The organism is Aggregatilinea sp. (assembly GCF_036822615.1).
Taxonomy (GTDB): Bacteria; Chloroflexota; Anaerolineae; order Aggregatilineales; family Aggregatilineaceae; genus Aggregatilinea.
This window is the reverse complement of the sequence record NZ_DAISHJ010000056.1, coordinates 14,779-31,648: the sequence shown is the minus strand read 5'-3', so window position 1 is coordinate 31,648 and position 16,870 is coordinate 14,779. Positions and strand designations below refer to the sequence as shown.

General features: G+C 62.3%; 15 protein-coding genes. 10 read left to right on the top strand and 5 right to left on the bottom strand.

What is annotated here, in order from left to right; genetic code table 11:
* The 5 genes from V7116_RS15565 to V7116_RS15545 form a co-directional block, all read left to right on the top strand.
* On the top strand, positions 1–313 hold a 313-nt coding region (locus V7116_RS15565; protein WP_324392868.1), incomplete at its 5' end, for a hypothetical protein.
* A gap of 88 nt (positions 314–401) precedes the next feature.
* Positions 402–803 (top strand): hypothetical protein, encoded by a 402-nt coding sequence (locus tag V7116_RS15560; protein WP_324392867.1) that lies wholly within the window; start codon positions 402–404, stop codon positions 801–803.
* A gap of 124 nt (positions 804–927) precedes the next feature.
* Positions 928–1,323, top strand: a complete 396-nt coding sequence (locus V7116_RS15555; RefSeq protein WP_324392866.1) for a hypothetical protein — start codon at positions 928–930, stop codon at positions 1,321–1,323.
* A 274-nt stretch (positions 1,324–1,597) separates the two neighbouring features.
* Positions 1,598–3,319, top strand: coding sequence for a MutS-related protein (locus tag V7116_RS15550; protein WP_324392865.1), 1,722 nt, complete (start codon positions 1,598–1,600; stop codon positions 3,317–3,319).
* Positions 3,320–3,427: 108 nt separating this feature from the next.
* Positions 3,428–3,817: a hypothetical protein gene (locus V7116_RS15545; RefSeq protein WP_324392864.1), complete on the top strand. Its 390-nt coding sequence runs from the start codon at positions 3,428–3,430 to the stop codon at positions 3,815–3,817.
* Between the two features lie 26 nt (positions 3,818–3,843).
* Here the strand turns inward: V7116_RS15545 and V7116_RS15540 are convergent, their stop codons facing one another.
* From V7116_RS15540 to V7116_RS15520, 5 genes are all read right to left on the bottom strand, one after another.
* A complete protein-coding gene (locus V7116_RS15540; protein WP_324392863.1) occupies positions 3,844–3,984 on the bottom strand; it encodes a hypothetical protein in 141 nt (46 codons plus the stop codon).
* 262 nt (positions 3,985–4,246) lie between these two features.
* Positions 4,247–4,846 (bottom strand): hypothetical protein, encoded by a 600-nt coding sequence (locus tag V7116_RS15535; RefSeq protein ID WP_324392862.1) that lies wholly within the window; start codon positions 4,844–4,846, stop codon positions 4,247–4,249.
* A 274-nt stretch (positions 4,847–5,120) separates the two neighbouring features.
* Positions 5,121–6,287, bottom strand: coding sequence for a GDSL-type esterase/lipase family protein (locus V7116_RS15530; RefSeq protein WP_324392861.1), 1,167 nt, complete (start codon positions 6,285–6,287; stop codon positions 5,121–5,123).
* 298 nt (positions 6,288–6,585) lie between these two features.
* On the bottom strand, positions 6,586–8,142 hold the full coding sequence (locus V7116_RS15525) for a hypothetical protein (protein WP_324392860.1): 1,557 nt from the start codon (positions 8,140–8,142) through the stop codon (positions 6,586–6,588).
* A gap of 123 nt (positions 8,143–8,265) precedes the next feature.
* Positions 8,266–9,444, bottom strand: a complete 1,179-nt coding sequence (locus V7116_RS15520) for an SGNH/GDSL hydrolase family protein (protein WP_324392859.1) — start codon at positions 9,442–9,444, stop codon at positions 8,266–8,268.
* A gap of 381 nt (positions 9,445–9,825) precedes the next feature.
* On the opposite strand from V7116_RS15520, the gene V7116_RS15515 reads away from it, so the two are divergent.
* The 5 genes from V7116_RS15515 to V7116_RS15495 all read left to right on the top strand — a co-directional run bounded on the left by V7116_RS15515 (position 9,826) and on the right by V7116_RS15495 (position 16,818).
* Positions 9,826–10,875 (top strand): hypothetical protein, encoded by a 1,050-nt coding sequence (locus V7116_RS15515; protein ID WP_324392858.1) that lies wholly within the window; start codon positions 9,826–9,828, stop codon positions 10,873–10,875.
* A gap of 132 nt (positions 10,876–11,007) precedes the next feature.
* Positions 11,008–12,453, top strand: coding sequence for an aspartate ammonia-lyase (locus tag V7116_RS15510; protein WP_324392857.1), 1,446 nt, complete (start codon positions 11,008–11,010; stop codon positions 12,451–12,453).
* A gap of 371 nt (positions 12,454–12,824) precedes the next feature.
* A complete protein-coding gene (locus tag V7116_RS15505) occupies positions 12,825–13,643 on the top strand; it encodes a ZIP family metal transporter (protein WP_324392856.1) in 819 nt (272 codons plus the stop codon).
* A gap of 607 nt (positions 13,644–14,250) precedes the next feature.
* On the top strand, positions 14,251–15,861 hold the full coding sequence (locus V7116_RS15500; RefSeq protein WP_324392855.1) for a fasciclin domain-containing protein: 1,611 nt from the start codon (positions 14,251–14,253) through the stop codon (positions 15,859–15,861).
* 153 nt (positions 15,862–16,014) lie between these two features.
* The gene (locus V7116_RS15495; RefSeq protein WP_324392854.1) at positions 16,015–16,818 is read left to right on the top strand and encodes an HAD-IIA family hydrolase; all 804 of its coding nucleotides are present in this window, start codon (positions 16,015–16,017) and stop codon (positions 16,816–16,818) included.
* The last annotated feature ends 52 nt before the right edge of the window (positions 16,819–16,870 follow it).

Genomic DNA, 16,870 nt, shown 5'->3' with positions numbered 1-16,870 from the left:
ACCACCGCCCGGAGTCTCACTTTATGAGTGGTATAGAGTCTGGGGGCAGGTCAGTATAGGGGATGAGTACTTCGCCGCAGTATTTTACGAAGATAAGGTATGGCGAGTGGATATTTCAGCGTTAAGTTCAAAGGGTGTTGAACTCGATTGGGACGATTTTGCCGACCTCTTCTGCGAGTTCTCGATTTTCATATCTAAAGAGGCGGGTGGAATTTTAGCAGATACAGAAAACAATCTAGAAAATGCGTTGGAAGAACTGGAAATGTTACGAGAAGAAAAAGGGAGAGGCGCCATCGCAGCTGAAGATGAATGACCTTCAATTGAACACGACTGATTTCCTAATTGGGCAAAAGTAATCACAAGCACTACATACCGCATACGGAGTGAGCTTGGAGAGCAGAATGAAAACCGAGAAACCTGCATCTGCTAAGTTATGGTATGGAACGGCAAGTAACTGGCGCTCGGACTCCATGGTAATGGAGGCTCATATCGGAGATGACTATTTTGCGTCAGTGTACTACGAAGATAACAAGTGGCAGGTCGATATTTCATTACCCGTCCTCAAAAGCGTCCAACTCGATTGGGAAGATTTTGCCGACCTGTTCTACCACTTCTCCGTTTTTATGGCGGGCGAAACACCTGCAATGGTATCTATTAAGCAGAACCATCTAGACAATGTTCTGGAAGAACTGGAAGCTCTCCGAGAAGAGAAAAAGAAGGCCTCAGCGCCTCCGAGGAAAAATGAACTTGCACCCTCCAGGGGTAGCAGACAAGGCCTCTTAGATATGGGTCTAACAAGGTAGAGCCGGCACTCGAATGGGTGCGAACAGTTGGGGACAATTACAATATTACGGACTTTTATACATTGGTCTCTACGATCGGCAAATATTTGCAGCAAAGAATCTATGTGAGCAATGGTGATATTCGATGGCTACTCACCTTATGGTTTTTGTTGCATCCAATGACCTTATCAATTATTTCGGTCAGGAATTGGAAAGAATTCTCAACCTAAAATTCGCTCCTGTGGGCGAATCACCGGAAATTTACTATCGCTTTACTGGCGAAAACTGGTGGCTTGAGATTGGAACGCACACCTTTATAAACGATCGCGATCTTGATTTTGAGAATTTTAGTTATCTGATCGAAATTGGTGCCTACAATGTAAGAAGCCTAGAAGAGTGCAGCGCTGTCATAGAGTACTACGCACGATACATATTCGATGAGCTTAGAGCATTAAATAAATACCGATTAATGCTGACATATGGCGTACAGATAAAATTAGATGAGTTTGCTCCAATTGATCCATCTTCAGATCCAATCTAGAGACCACAAAAAGATGAAAAATGATCAATCGTCTTCTTGGTTGCTGAACTCATCGATCTTACCCACCTCTTGGATATATCCCCCTCAAATTTCGCGCGTCGCCTCGCGCTCGTTCAGGCGCAGCAATTTACCAGTTTCAGGGAAGCCGCCAGGGGAACTCCTATCGAACAGGCATTAAGGGCGAGAGCATGAATTTTCCGTGAAACCGGGGCATTCGCGCCAAGATAGTGCAATAATCAAAGGCATCGTTGGTACAATCGGTTGTATCAATCGTATGAATCCGATTAACCCGATGAACACGCCGGGCAGCCCGGAACTCAGCCTGCTGTGGCCGCCGGGCATTGAGACGCCCACACGCGGCACGGGCCTCAGTGCCAGCACGCAGCGCGATCTGAGCCTGGGGCCGGTGCTGGATGCCCTGTGCGCCGGATACGTGCGCGCGGCGGATCTTCAGGAACTCCTGGCGACGCTCACCACCGATCTCGACGTGATACGCTTCCGGCAGGACGTGCTCGAAGACCTGCTAGACGCGCCCGCGCTGGTCGCACGCTTCGAGGCGTTTTTACCCAAAGCGAACGCGCTCGACCGCTACGTGTACTTCCCTTCCCGTGATCAAACACCGCTGCATGAAGTCATCTGGCGCATCGGGCAGTTGGAACTGTACGTCGAGTGTGTGCAGATTCTGTACGCGACCTGCGAATCTGCGGGCGCTGCGATGCGCTCGGCGGGCCTGCGGCGGCTGCGCGACGTCATCAAGCAGATACACGACGATCCGCAGTTCGATCAACTGGCGCGCACCCTGCCCGATCTGGCGGCGCAGGTGCGCGGCGCGGTCAGCGTGACGATCGGCGTCAACCTGGACGACTCCCTGCGCCCGGTCGAAGCGACGCTGCTGGCGGTGAACAAACAGCGCTTTCACGGCGCGTCGTTCTCGCTGATCGGGGCGCTGCTGGGCCGGAGCGGACCGCAAGACGAATGGGAAGGCATCGCCCAGTTACACGCCATGCCGCGCCCCACGGCGGTCACGTCCAGCATGGGCCTGGATAACCCGATGCTGCACCCGCTGTTCCGCGATCTGGCCGACGTGCTCAAGCAGGTGACGAAACCCGTCGCGGCGGCGTTGGAGCGCTACCAGCGCATCAATGTGCGCTTTCTGGATCGCCTGCGGACCGATCTGGCATTTTACCTGGGCGCGGCGCGGCTGATCGAACGGTTGCGGCGCAGCGGCCTGCCGGTGTGCAAACCGGATCTGGCCCCGCCGGAGGACCGGATCTGTGAGGTGGAGGACGCCTACAACGTCTATCTCGCGCTGCGGCTGATGGGCACGGACGCCGCGCGCCCGATCGGCGACGCGATGGTCCTGAACGATGTCTGGTTTGGGGAAACAGGCCGCATCCTGATCCTGACCGGGCCGAACCGGGGCGGCAAAACGACCTATACGCAGGCGGTCGGCTTGATCCACGTGCTGGCGCAGGCCGGGCTGTATGTGCCGGGCAGCCGCGCCCGGATCAGTCCCGTAGACGCGATTTACACGCACTTTCCCGTCGAGGAAGATCCGCAGACAGAGGCAGGGCGGTTGGGCGAGGAGGCGCAGCGCCTCAGTGTAATATTCGAGCGCGCGACCCGATATAGCTTAATACTCCTCAACGAGTCGCTGGCAACGACCAGTCCCGGCGAGGGGCTTTACCTGGCACACGATCTTGTGCGGGCGCTGCGGCTGCTCGGCGCGCGAGCGATCTACGCAACGCACCTGCACGAGTTGGCCGCGGATCTGGACGACCTGAACGAGTCCACGCCCGGCGACAGCGCGGCTGCCAGCCTCGTGGCGCGCGTGCTGGAATCGTCCGAGACAGGGAACGGCGTCCGGCAAACCTATAAGATCGTGCCGGGTCCTCCTCTCGGTAAGAGCTACGCGCGCGAAATCGCATCCCGTTACGGAATCAGTTTTGAACAGCTGCAACACCGCCTGCACGAACGTGGCATTAATGGATCGTAAGTATGCGCTTTATAGCCAGTTGTCCTATATCGATCTCAGCCAATAGTCTGATGCGCGCCTGGGTGACTCAACCTATAGTAAAAATGCGCTCACACCGGAGTAAAAAAGATGGCAGAATCGCTCACATACCCCCCGGACGGTGCCATGATCGATAACGCGCCGCCCTCAATGGATTTAGTAGGCTCACCGATGGGGGCAAATGGGTGGCTTTCACCCGATGGCCGTTTTTATGTGTGCGGCTTCCGCGAGCATGACCGCTTTGCGCTGCACCTGACGAGCCAGATCTACCACTCCCCCGAGGGCGTGCGCCGTCTGGAAGCCGAATGCTGGATGCGCGTCTCGAACGGCACGTTCCGCTGGTTGACCAAACATCGCCCGACCTGGGCGCAGTACGAAACCGCATGCGACCTGCTGAACCAGGCCCTGTTTCCCGAAATTGCCGAGCGGATCCGGTTCTCGATCCGGCTCATGGAAATGGCCCTGCGCGAAACGCCTTAGCGTAGGGCCGGGATACTTCCCCCTCACTACAGCACGAAGATCGCCACTTTCACCACCACAATCATCATCACGAACAGGACCAGCGGCTTCAAACAGCCGAGCCAATAGCGCCATCCGCTGATATAAACCTGCGTGCCGGTCATGTGGATCATAGGCTGGTGATTCATCGGGGACCCTCTGTCTATGTCTTCCTGATGATTTCAGGATAGCATCGCCTGCCGCGCTTGCGGGCCCCCAAAAGTTTGGGCATCGATCCCCCGCCCGTGTGCCGCCCCCTTCTACAAAGCCTTTAACTTATGCCTATGGGTTAGACACCCACCCCGTTGAAACGGCTTGTCTCCCCTCGCCAACTTGATTGGAGAGGGGCCGGGGGTGAGGTCTGCCCTTGCCTTTGTCTTTCCCCATTCCCTGGCCCCTGGTCAACACGCTCTAGCCGGACACGATCTGCCGGTGCATGCTGAGCTGGTGCTGGCGATCTTGAATCTGCGCGCTGAGCGATGCCAGCGACGACTCGACCTGCGCGCGGCTGGCCGCGTTTCGTACCGATTCCTGCTGGCGAACGTGCCAGTGCCGCCCCAACCGCCCGACGATCACGAAGATCGCCACCACGGGGGCCAGCCCGAACCCCAGCGCCGCGCCGCGATCTCCCCACAGCAGCGCCCCGGCAGCGAATGTCCCGATCCAGGCCGCAATCGCATACCACGCGGTTCGTTTCCCCATCGTCCACCACGATCGCCGCGAGGGCCGCTGCGCGAGGGCCGCATGCTGCGCCGCCAGCGCGCGGTACTGCTCCGAGAGGCGGTCGATTTCCGTTTCGAGCCGCCGGATCGCCAGCTCCGACGCGGCGCGATTCACACCCGCCTGCACGTCGCGCAACCCGGCCAGCACCGGCGCCAGCGTGACGATGCCGCCGCCGCGTCGCACGAGGTGTTCCGCGCCGCAGTACGCGCACGCGAACCGGTCTACATCATGGGTGATTTCAAGCCGCCCGCCGCAGTTGGGGCAGGTCAGCGTGATGAAGTCGGACATGGAGCATCCCCACTCACGTTTTTGCGATGAAAGTATAGCACCGCGCGCCGGGATGGGGAGCGATCCGCCTGAGAGCGTATGCCCCAGGGAGGTTGATGCGCGTTAACTTTTAACGGAGAAACCCGCCCCTACAAAGCCCATTGAGACGGCTTACCTCCCCTCTCCAATCAAGTTGGAGAGGGGCCGGGGGTGAGGTCTGCCGTTGCCCTTGCTTTTCCCCTGATCCCTGCCCTTCTGGGCCCAGAGGATGGAGGGCTGCAAGTTCAAGCAGGCTCTAACCCGCCGTCGCGGCACGCCACACCACGTCGAGCGCTTGCAGCGTGACGAGGTTGCGCAGCGGTTGGCCGCGTTCCAGGTTCGCCTCAGACGAAAAATCGCCCGCGCCGGTCAGCGGCCCGTTGAGGTGATAGCCGTCCCCGCCGATGCCGCGATCGTCGAGCGGTTCCAGCGCGCGCCACAGATTGATCAGGGGGATGTTCATGTCGCGCGCGATGAGCACGACGATCTGGTTGTACAGCACCGACTGCTCCGGGATGGCGAGATGCGTGGGGAACGTGCTCAGGACCGGCACGATCCCGGCGTCTTTCGTGTCGAGCACGACGCGCCGCAGCGCGTGGTCGAACTGCTGCGGCGTCAGCGAGATCATGTCGTTCGTGCCGAACATGATCACGGCGAAGGCGGGATTGTGCACGCGGTATTCGCACGCCAGCGCCGATTCGCCCGGCTCGCACATGTTCGGGTTGGCCCAGGTCGCCTCGAGCACGGCCTGAGCATTCAGGCCGGTATACGCCGCGTAGCTCTGCAAGTCCATCGACGCGTCGAACTGATCGATCGTCGCCTGAAGCTCGGAATAGGGGCCGAGATCGTAGGCGTCTTTGCCGAACGGGTGCAGGAAGAAGCCACCCACCGAATTACAGTCGCCCACCTTCGATACCACGTGCGGATCGCGGTCCATCGTCTGCCCCAGCGCGTAGATCCGCGCCGCGTCGCCGGTCCAGTCCGGCACGATGGGCACGTCCATCAGATCGACCTTCGAGGCGCGCGCGACCAGAAAATCCGCCCCGCCCACCAGATCGAGCACCTCGTAAACCGGCTGCTCCTCCACCGGCCCGGCGGGGATCTCGCGGCTGGTCGGCAGCGCGTCCACCTCTACGCCGAGGTCAAAGAACAGCAGCGACGCCATCACCCAGCCGCGCCACCGCCCATCGACCGTATGTCCCAGCACCCAGTCGGCGCTTGTTTCGCCGCGCGCCTCGACCACCAGCCCGGTTTGCGCGGGCAGCGACACGACGATCTCATAGTCTTCGCCGGGGCCGGTGCGCAGATTCAGCCCGGTCGTCGTCCAGGCGTTGACCAGTCCCTGCGCGCGCAGCGGTGCACCCACCGCCGCCAGCAGCACGAGCAAAATCAGGGGAAACATCAGGCGGGCACGTCGCCGCATAACACGATCCTTTTTAACAAGCGGTCAGCGATCGACAGGGGCGTTGCGATACGCCCCATCGTGCGGAAGCCAGCCCCACCCCTATGGCTTTTGCCTGTCTCCCCTCTCCAACTTGATTGGAGAGGGGCCGGGGGTGAGGTTTACCCTTGCTTTTCCCCGATCCCCAGTCCCGATTCCCTGCTTTTCTGGAGCCGGGGGTGAGGTTGCCCTTGCTGATCACTGACCGCTGCTTCAAATAACAAGGGGGCAGCGCGCGTTCGGCTGCCCCCACTATGCGATTCGTCGTACGGCGAGCGCGTTACCTCGACAGCACGCTCGTCATCAGGTTGTCGAGCGTCTGCAGCGTCACCAGATTGCGCATCGGGTAACCGGACTGCAGGTTGCCCGCGTCCAGCGAGCCGGGCGACCCGATCGGGTTGCCGAGGTGGAACCCATCTGGCTCCAGCCCGTGGTTGGGGATCGCTTCCAGCGCCTGGAACAGGTTGATCAGCGGGATGTCGTAATCCAGCGCGGCGCGGACCACCACCTGATTGTAAATCAGGGTCTTGTTCCAGAAGGCCTGATTGCCCGGGAAGGTGCTCAGCACCGGGATCACGCCCGCTTCGATCGACTCGTTGATGATGTTGCGCAGGTAAAAGTCGAATTCGTAGGGCGTCATGACCAGCAGGTCGCTCGTGCCGAACATGACGATCACCACGCTCGGGTTGGTGCGGCGGAATTCGCACTGCAGCGGCGATTCGCCCGCCTGGCACTGCGCCGGGTTGGACCATTCGGGCGCGAGCACGGCGTTCACGTTGAAGCCGTTGTGCGTCGCCTCGCTGTTGATGCCCAGCGAGCTGCCGAACCAGTTGACCACGCCCTGAAGGTTGCCGTAGCCGCCCAGGTTATACCCGCCCTGCGCGAACGGCGTCAGGAAGTACCAGTGCTCCGACGAGCAGTCACCGACCTTCGCCACGGCGTGCGGGTCGCGGCCCATCGCCTTGCCCTGCTGGAAGATCGCGTAGCTGCGGCTGGTCGCCTGCCCCGCCGCCGGATAGCTGGCGAGGTTGATGTTTGCCAGACGCGCGCCGTCATAGCCGCCCATGAACACGTCGTTGTAGTTGATGGCCGACTGCGGCACGTTCGCATACGGATCGTCCGGGTCCACCTGGCCGGGGATCTGGCCGGGGATCGCGCCCGACCCCGCCGCCGTCACGATGTCGGTGCTGACGGGCAGGCTCGACACGCTCACACCGTTGAGGCGCAGCAGCGAGGCATAGAGCCAGCCGCGCAGCGTGCCACTCTCGGCGGACGCCAGTACCCACGCGGAATTCGCGCTGCGGGCTTCGAGCAGCCAGTTCGAGTTGGGCGTCGTCTGCCCCAGAATGTCGTAGCTGGTGCCGGGGCCGCCGCGCACGTTCACAGTATCGAGCGCGGTAGCCGTGCCGCCCGCCACACCACCGGCAGACGGTGCTTCTACCGGAGCGGCTTCTTCTTCAGAAGCGGCGGCTTCTGGAATGGCCCCCGGAATCTGGCCGCCCGGCACTTCTTCGGTGCTTTCGGGCAGCGCGTTCGGCGCATAAAAGCCGTCACGGAACTCAAGATAAAGCGAGGCGACCCACCCACGGTAAGCGCCGTCTTCGGTGTGTCCCAGCACCCACGAGGTATCCTCGTTACGCGCTTCGAGCACCAACCCGGTCCTGCCGGGCAGCGTCGTGACGACCGCATACGAGCCTCCCGGCCCGGTGCGCATGTTCAGCTTGTACGAGGTCCAGGCGTCGGGACCCTGCGCGGATGCCGGGGTGCTCCCGGAACCGACCATCGCAGCCACGGCCAGGACGACGGCCAGAGCCATTAACGAGATCTTGCGGACCATGAACATTTCTCCTCTTACGTACCCCGGAAACGCTTTAATGATGAAACAGGCTAACAATCCGGCTCCCCCATGATCCGGGCCGAGATAGTCGTTGTGTAAGTTGAACGTGCCCCCACTTCCACTTTACCCAATTGCAGGAAAGGTGTAAACATCCGGGTACAAAAATCCCATCGACGGTTCGAGCGCGCCGCGCCACACCGCGTCCAGCGCTTGCAGCGTAACGAGGTTGCGCTGCGGGTAGCCGCGCTGGAGATTCTCGCCGCGCAGGTCGCCCGGCGTGCTGATCGGCACGCTGAGGTGCCGCCCGTCGTCGTCCAGGCCGTGATGCGGCAGCGCTTCCAGCGCCAGCCACAGGTTCATCAGGGGGATGTCGTAGTCGAGCGCGATCTGGACGATGATCTGGTTGTACCTCACCGCGTCATCCCAGCGGTTGAGGTTGCCGGGAAACGTGCTCAGCAGCGGGATCACGCCCGCCTGAATCGTCTCGTGCACGATCTGGCGCAGGTTGCGGTCGAACTGGTCCGGCGGCGTGAACAGCAGATCCTGCGCGCCGAACATGATCACCGCCACCGCCGGGTTATGCACGCGGTATTCGCAGCGCAGCGGCGACTCGCCCGGCTGGCACGCCAGCGGATTGGAAAACAGCGGATCGAGCGCGGCGTTCGTCACCAGCCCGTCGTAGGCGGATTGGCTGTCGAACGCCAGCGAGGACGCGAACTGGTCGATCACCGGCTGCAAGCTGCCGTAGTTGCCCAACGAATAGTCGCCCCACCCGAACGGGCTGAGGAAGTTTTTGTTGTCCGAAATGCAGTCGCCCACCTTCGAGATCACGTGCGGATCGCTGCCCAGCACCACGCCGCTCTGCGCGATCTTCAGCGCGCCGCCGAGCCGGTCGGGGATGACCGGGTACGCTTCCAGGTCGATCGCCGTGTAATCGCCCGTGCGCGGTGACTCAGACGCGATGAACATCACCTCCGCGCTGACCGGCAGATTCAGCACGGCCTTGCGATCCTCATATTCCAGAAAGTCCGCTTCCACCCACCCGCGCACCGTGCGGTTGAGATCGTGCACCAGCACCCACAGCGTATCGCTGCTGCGCGCCTCGACGATCACCTCCGTGCGCGGCACGAGCACGTCGATGATGGCGCGCACGTGATCGGGATAGCTGAACACGCCCAGCGCATACACGTTATGCGCGCCCAACGCATCGCTTTGGGCCGTCGCAGGCGTAGAGGCCGGATGCGCCAGCACCACCGCCAGCAAAACCGCAGTCAATCCGAACAAAGAGAGGGTGCGCCGCATCAGGGAATCCTCATGGGTACGTTGGTTTACGGGGATTGATCTACGCCCAAACGCGCAAGATGTCAAGCTGCGCTCACGCTCTAAAGGCTGTTATGCACGTTTTGACTGCGTGAACCGGGTTCTCACGTCGCCCACTGCCCCACGATCCGTAGGGGCGGGGCTTGCTCCCGTTTTTCCCCCGGAGTCCCCGCGCAACAGGGTTGCGTGGGGGAAGGGGCCAGGGGATGGGGGTCAGTGCATACCACATTCTAGATTATGCCCATGCGCCCGCGCCGGGAGCAAGTGCACCGTGCCTGAATGACATGCTGTTATAATTGGAACTAAGAATAGGTTTCTTTTGGGTGCACCCCGGCAGCGCCGGACATAAGGATAAAAACACTTATGGACATCCGCCAGCAGCTCGACGCGTTTTGGGCCGGAGACCGGCCAGACCAGATCCCCTACACCTGTTATTACCACAAACTTCCACAACCGCTCGATCAACCGGCCCTTCAGCAAATGTTCCGTGATGGCCTCGGCGCGACGTGCTTCATCCCCACCTGGGAGATCGCGTACCGGGACGTGGACATGCGCGACGACACGCTCGTCACGGAGGGCCGCGAAATGCGGCGGCAGACGTGGAGCACGCCCGTCGGCGAAATTTACGGCACCTGGATCGATGGCTGGCAGCGCAAGTTTTTCCTGGAATCGCCGGAAGATTACCGTGTCATGACGTTCATCGTGGAACACACCCAGATCACCCCGGCGTACGAGTCCTATCTGGCGCAGGAGGCCGCCCTGCCTGACTATGCGGTTGCCGTGCCGCGCATGGGGCGCACGCCGCTGCAAACCATCCTGGTGGACTACACCGGCCTGGAAAACTTTGCGTGGCATCTGTTCGAGTACGAAGACGAAGTGCGCACGCTCTACGACGCGCTGCTGGCCGTCTTCCGCCGCCACGTCGAGATCGTCGCGGGTGGACCGGGACGCTACATCAACCTCGTGGAGAACTTCACCGCCGAGACGTTAGGCCCACGCCGCTACCAGGAATTTCTGCTGCCCGTCTACGAGCAAACCTTCGGCCTGCTGCACGACGCGGGTAAGATCGTCGGCTGTCACTACGACGGCAAAACCGCCGCGTGCCGCCACGTGATCGCCCACGCGCCCGTCGATCTGATCGAGTCGCTGACGCCGCCGCCCGAAGGCGATCAAACGCTGGCCGAGGCGCGCGCCGCGTGGCCCGATAAGCTGTTCTGGTCGAACATCAACCTGGGCTGCTACGACCTGCCCGCCGCCGACCTGAGGCGCGTCATTCTGGAGCGCATCGAGCAGGCCGCGCCGGATGGCCGTTTGCTGGCCTTCGAGATCAGCGAGCAGCTTCCCGCGCGCTGGGAAGCGTCGATCCCGGTGATTTTGGAGGCGATCAAAGAAGCACGCGCGGTCGCCGTATAACGGGGTAAAATCCTGCACGCGGCGCACGATAAAGTTATTTAGGACGGCGAAACACTCGTACTTTTCATTTTTCCCTGTTACGCCGCGCGACCGGCGCTTGAATCACCGAAAGGCAGGTTACACCGTACCATCATGGCCGACACGCAAGAGTTCCGCATCGAAAAAGATTCCTTAGGCGAGGTCCAGGTTCCCGCGCACGCCCTGTGGGGCGCGCAGACCCAACGGGCCGTGCAGAATTTCCCCATCAGCGGCATGCACCCCTACCCGGCGTTCGTCTGGGCGCAGGCGACCATCAAACGCGCCGCCGCCCAGGTCAACCTAGATCTGGGCCAGTTCAAGGATCGCCAGATCGGGGATCACATCGTCACCGGGCAGCAGATCGCGCAGGCGGTCATGGATGCCGCCGACGAGGTGATCGCGGGCAAGTGGAACGATCACTTTGTGGTCGATCCGTTCCAGGCCGGGGCAGGCACCAGCCACAACATGAACGTCAACGAGGTGATCGCCAACCGCGCCAATCAGATGCTCGGGTTCCAGATCACCGATCCGGCCAAGCCGGTCAGCCCCAACGATCACGTCAACATGGCGCAGTCCACCAACGACACGATCCCCACCGCGATCCGGCTGGGCTGCCTGTGGCGGTTGGACGAACTGCTTGACGCGCTGCGCGGCTTGCAGCAGGCGTTCGAGCAGAAAGCGGTCGAGTTTGATGACGTGGTCAAGAGTGGCCGCACGCACCTGCAAGACGCGGTCCCGGTGCGGCTGGGGCAGGAGTTCGGCGCCTACGCCAAAGCCATCGAGCGCGACGCGGACAAGATCGAGAGCGCGGCGGAAGGGCTGCGGCGGTTGGGCATCGGCGGCACGGCGACCGGCACGGGCCTCAACGCCCATCCCGAATATCACGCCCGCATGGTGCGCACGCTCTCCGACCTGACCGGGCTGACGCTCTATGAAAGCGACAACCTGTTCGAGTCGATGCAGTCGATGGGCGATGCGGTGTTCTTCTCCGGCGCGATCCGCACGCTGGCGCAGGATCTCGCGCGCATCTCCAACGACATCCGCCTGCTGAGCAGCGGCCCCTCGACCGGTCTGGACGAGATCCGCCTGCCCGCCGTGCAGCCGGGATCGAGCATCATGCCGGGCAAGGTCAACCCCGTGCTGGCCGAAATGATGAACATGACCATGTATCACGTTATGGGCAACGACCTGACCGTGCTCATGGCGGGGCAGGCCGGGCAGATGGAACTGAACGTGATGATGCCCATCATCGCGCATAACCTGTTCGAGATGATGCACGTCACCATCGGCGCGGTGAACGCCTACACGGCCAAGATGGTGGTCGGCATTGCCGCCAACCGCGAAAAGGCCGAGGGCTGGCTGGCGAAGAACGCGATCCTCGTCACCGCGCTCAACCCGATCATCGGCTACCTGAAGGGCGCGGAAGTCGCCAAGAAGGCGATGGCCTCCAACCGCTCGATCCTCGACGTGGTGGTCGAGCTGGGCTACATGACCGAAGACGAAGCGCGCGAGGCGCTCAACCCGCGCGCCATGACCGAGGGTGGCATCGCGGAGGCGTAGAACGCCCCCCATCCCCCGGCCCTCGATTTAACACGACCGCGTAGGGGCAATTCATGAATTGCCCCTACCCAAACCACGATCCTGTAGGGGCGGGTCTGTGACCCGCCCCTGCCGTCGATACCCACATGGTGCCCCAAAACCCGTGTTTCGGCTTGCCCTACCCATTTTTTCGCTTAACGTCCCGCCCCTTCAGCACACAGCTTTTGCCCCTCGCCGACTTGATAGTGAGGGGAAGCGAGGGGAAGCGAGCGCCAGCGAGCAGGGGTAAGGTCCGCCTTTACGCCAACTCCACAATGGTAAGTCCCAGCCCGATCCGCCTACAATTTACGGAACACCTGAGCCGTTTTTCCACGCACGAGGAGCACCACACGGTGGACGCCATAGGATTCAACGACCTGCATCCCGTATTGCAGGCTCTATTTGCGACGGGCTTCACCTGGGGCATGACCGCCCTGGGCGCGGCGACCGTCTTTTTGACCCGTACCGTCAGCCGCAAGCTGCTCGATTCCATGCTTGGCTTCGCGGCGGGCGTGATGATGGCGGCCAGCTTCTGGTCGCTGCTGGCCCCCGCCATCGAGATGGCTGGGGAAGTTTCCTCGCTGCCGGTGTGGCTTCCGCCGCTGATCGGCTTCCTGGCGGGCGGCGTCATGCTGCGTGGCCTGGACCTCGTGCTGCCGCACATGCACCTCGACGCGCCCGAAGGCGGCGCGGAAGGGCTGCACACCACCTGGCGGCGATCGGTGCTGCTGGTGCTAGCGATCACGCTGCACAACATCCCCGAAGGGCTGGCGGTCGGCGTGGCGTTTGGCGCGGCGGCGGAAGGGTTGTCGTCGTCCACGGTGGCGGGCGCGATCGCACTGGCGCTGGGCGTGGGCATCCAGAACTTCCCCGAAGGGCTGGCCGTGTCGATGCCCCTGCGCGGCGAAGGGCTGTCGCGGACGCGCAGCTTTTGGTACGGCCAGCTGTCGGCGTTGGTGGAGCCGGTCGCCGGGCTGATCGGCGCGGCGGCGGTGATCGTCGCGCGCCCGATTCTGCCGTATGCGCTGGCGTTTGCGGCGGGCGCGATGATCTTCGTCGTGGTGGAAGAAGTCGTGCCCGAATCGCAGTCGAACGGCAACAAAGACATCGCCACGATGGGCGCGATGATCGGCTTTGCCGTGATGATGATGCTCGACGTGTCCCTGGGTTAGCGGGCGCAATCGGGTCGAGGGTCGTAGGGGTAGAGCTTGCTCTACCCGTTTTTCCCCACTAGCCAGCGTACGCCTCCGCCGCTGCGGATCAAGCGTGTTTGTCTTCCCTCTCCAGCCCAGACTGGATAAGGGCTGGGGGTGAGGTCGCGGTGATCGCCGGGTTTGGTGTAAACGTGCCTCTTCTACCCCGTTTTTCTCTCTCAACGAGCGGTGCAATCCCCCGCGCGCCGCCCCTTTTGCGCCGCACTTTCCTCCCCCACTCTACTTCTTTCCTTTCTCACAGTTCGCTCACCGATCAACCGGATTTATGTGAATCTCTTTAATACAGGCTTAAACATTGCTTAACTCCTGCAGGTAACGCTCCTACACACATACCCGCTCCCTACCTTACGCCGCCGCACGGATCCGCGTCCATTTCCCGCCGCGCCAGGAGAAAAGTCGCGGGCCTTCAGCCGCGCCAAACCACAGCATTTTTGGCCCTTCATCCCCTTCTCACGAATATTTCCAATCTGTTTCATAGAAATTCTTTACGCTGTTTATCGATGGCTGGCGCGACCCGCTGGCCGTCGTAAGCGGACTTTATCGTTATGTGAAGGGAGAACTCAACATGCGTAAGTACCCCATCTTTCTGATCGTGTTGGCACTTGCTGCCGCCTTGATCCTGCCTGCGGGGCCTGCACGCGCCCAGGGCGATCAGGATATCGTGGCCATTGCCAGCAGCGATCCCCAGTTCAGCACCCTGGTCGCAGCGCTTCAGGCGGCGGATCTGGTTGAAACGCTGCAAGGCGAGGGGCCGTTCACCGTTTTCGCCCCCACCAATGATGCGTTCGCCGCGGCGCTAGACGCGCTGGGCCTCACCGCCGACGAACTGCTCGCGGATACTGACACCCTCACCCAGATCCTGCTCTACCATGTCGTGCCCGGTGCGGTCACGGCAGATCAGGTCGTGACGCTCGATTCGGCCACCACAGCCCAGGGCAGCGACATCTCGATCGCGGTCCAGGACGGAACCGTCGTGCTGAACGACTCCGTGAACGTCGTTGCCACGGATATCATGGCCTCGAACGGCGTGATCCACGTGATCGACGGCGTGCTGCTGCCGCCCGCCGCGACGGAAAGCGCCGATGCCGGGCTGGGCTATATCCGTGTGGCGCACTTCTCCCCGGATACGCCCGCTGTTGAGATTTACGTGAACGGCGCGCTGAGCGATATCCAGGCGCTGAACTTCGGTGACGTCAGCGGTTGGGTCGAGCTTCCGGCTGGGACGTATGAACTCGCCGTCGCTCCGACTGGCACGTCCTACGCCGACGCCGCCATCGGCCCGCTGAACTACGATCTCCAGGCCGGGACGTGGAACACCATCGCCGCCGTCGGATCGCTGGAAGCCGGTACGCTCACGGCCCAGGTCGTTCAGGAAGACTACAGCCCCATCGCGGCTGACAGCGCCCGCGTGACGATCCTGCACGCCATCGAGGATGCGCCCGCCGTGGACGTGCTCGCGGGCGGCGAACCGGTCGTGACGGCGCTGGCGTTTGGCGATGACGCCGCGACGCTTGAAGTTCCGGCAGGCACGTATGATTTGCAGGTCGTCCCCAGCGGCGCGACCGAGCCGGTAGTGCTCGATCTCTCCGGCACGGAGCTGATGCCTCACACGTACTACTTCGTGGCGGCAACCGGCACGCTCGATAACCCCGGCGTGACCGTGGAAGCAATCGAAGCCTCCCTGCTGGCCGACAACACCACCGGTTACCCGGCGGACGATATGAGCGGCGATGAGATGTCCGAAGACGCGTCGATGGGCAGCATCGTGGACATCGCCGTGGCGGATGGGCGCTTTACGACCCTGGTCGCCGCTGTACAGGCTGCCGGGCTGGCGGATACGCTGGCCGGGGATGGCCCCTTCACCGTCTTCGCCCCCACCGATGACGCGTTTGCCGCCGCGCTGGACGCCCTCGGCCTGACCGCCGACGAGCTGCTGGCCGATACGGATACGCTCACCAGCATCCTGCTCTACCATGTCGCGGATGGCGCACTGACGGCGGCGGACGTGGCGGGCATGAACAGCATCCCCACCCTGAACGGCGCGGCGATCGCCGTAGATGCCAGCAGTAATGTGGTCCTGAACGACGGCCAGGCGACCGTGATCCTCGCGAACATCATGGCCTCGAACGGCGTGATTCACGTGATTGACGGCGTGCTGCTGCCGCCCAGCAACTAAGCCCCGCGCCCTGCGCGCAGGTTGGTGTCATGGAGGCCGGGCATGCCCGGCCTCTTGCCGTATCCGGCCCTCTCCCGGGACGCGCGAGGAAGATGCTATAATCGGCAGTGGTATCCACGCTGCACACAGCTCTAGACACGCAAAGGTCCGCGTATGTCCATCGATTTTTCCGCACTACGAGGCGTCATTTCCGATCTTGACGGTGTGTTGTGGCGCGGCAGCGAGCCGCTGCCCCACGTGCCGGAGTTTTTCGCGTTCCTGCGCGAGCACAACATCGGCTATGCCCTGGCGACCAACAACAGCATGAGCACGGTCACGGCCTATGTCGACAAGCTCGCCCGTGCGGGGGTTCCGGCGGCGCGCGAGCAGATCATCACCTCCGCCGTCGCCACCGCCGAATACATCGTGCGCCACTACGCGCCGGGCACGCCGGTCTACGTCGTCGGGCAGGCGGGCATCCGCGAAGCCCTGGCCGAGCGCGGCTACCCGGAAGATCCGGCCCACGCGCAGATCGTCGTCGTCGGGCTGGACCTGGACGTCACGTACGAAAAGCTGAAGCGCGCCACGCTGTGCATTCGCGCCGGGGCGGACTTCATCGGCACCAACGGCGACCGCACCTTCCCCCTGCCGGAAGGTCTCGTGCCGGGCAACGGCAGCCTGCTGGCGGCGATCCAGGCGGCCACCGACCGCGCCCCGATCCTGATCGGCAAGCCTGAAGCGGCCATGTTCGATATCGCGCGCGAGGCGCTTGGCACGCAGCCGGAGCAAACGCTGGGGCTTGGCGACCGGCTGGACACGGATATTCTGGGCGGCCAGCGCGCCGGACTGCCGACCGCGCTCGTGCTGACCGGCATCACCACGGCGGAAGAAGCCAAATCGAGCCCCATTCAGGCCACTGGCGTCTTTGCCGATCTCGCCGCGCTTCAAGAGGCCTGGTCGGCGGCGCTTCGCGTATAATGTTTTACACGAGATCGCGTGTGTGGGCCGGAGTGACCTGCGCGCCTAGTCT

Excerpts from the sequence above, each read along its gene's own strand:
- V7116_RS15510 (WP_324392857.1), top strand. The coding sequence starts at position 11,008 with ATGGCCGACACGCAAGAGTTCCGCATCGAAAAAGATTCCTTAGGCGAG.
- V7116_RS15495 (WP_324392854.1), top strand. The coding sequence starts at position 16,015 with ATGTCCATCGATTTTTCCGCACTACGAGGCGTCATTTCCGATCTTGAC.
- V7116_RS15540 (WP_324392863.1), bottom strand. The coding sequence starts at position 3,984 with ATGAATCACCAGCCTATGATCCACATGACCGGCACGCAGGTTTATATC.
- V7116_RS15515 (WP_324392858.1), top strand. The coding sequence starts at position 9,826 with ATGGACATCCGCCAGCAGCTCGACGCGTTTTGGGCCGGAGACCGGCCA.
- V7116_RS15550 (WP_324392865.1), top strand. The coding sequence starts at position 1,598 with ATGAATCCGATTAACCCGATGAACACGCCGGGCAGCCCGGAACTCAGC.
- V7116_RS15525 (WP_324392860.1), bottom strand. The coding sequence starts at position 8,142 with ATGGTCCGCAAGATCTCGTTAATGGCTCTGGCCGTCGTCCTGGCCGTG.
- V7116_RS15500 (WP_324392855.1), top strand. The coding sequence starts at position 14,251 with ATGCGTAAGTACCCCATCTTTCTGATCGTGTTGGCACTTGCTGCCGCC.
- V7116_RS15545 (WP_324392864.1), top strand. The coding sequence starts at position 3,428 with ATGGCAGAATCGCTCACATACCCCCCGGACGGTGCCATGATCGATAAC.
- V7116_RS15560 (WP_324392867.1), top strand. The coding sequence starts at position 402 with ATGAAAACCGAGAAACCTGCATCTGCTAAGTTATGGTATGGAACGGCA.
- V7116_RS15535 (WP_324392862.1), bottom strand. The coding sequence starts at position 4,846 with ATGTCCGACTTCATCACGCTGACCTGCCCCAACTGCGGCGGGCGGCTT.
- V7116_RS15520 (WP_324392859.1), bottom strand. The coding sequence starts at position 9,444 with ATGCGGCGCACCCTCTCTTTGTTCGGATTGACTGCGGTTTTGCTGGCG.
- V7116_RS15555 (WP_324392866.1), top strand. The coding sequence starts at position 928 with ATGGCTACTCACCTTATGGTTTTTGTTGCATCCAATGACCTTATCAAT.
- V7116_RS15530 (WP_324392861.1), bottom strand. The coding sequence starts at position 6,287 with ATGCGGCGACGTGCCCGCCTGATGTTTCCCCTGATTTTGCTCGTGCTG.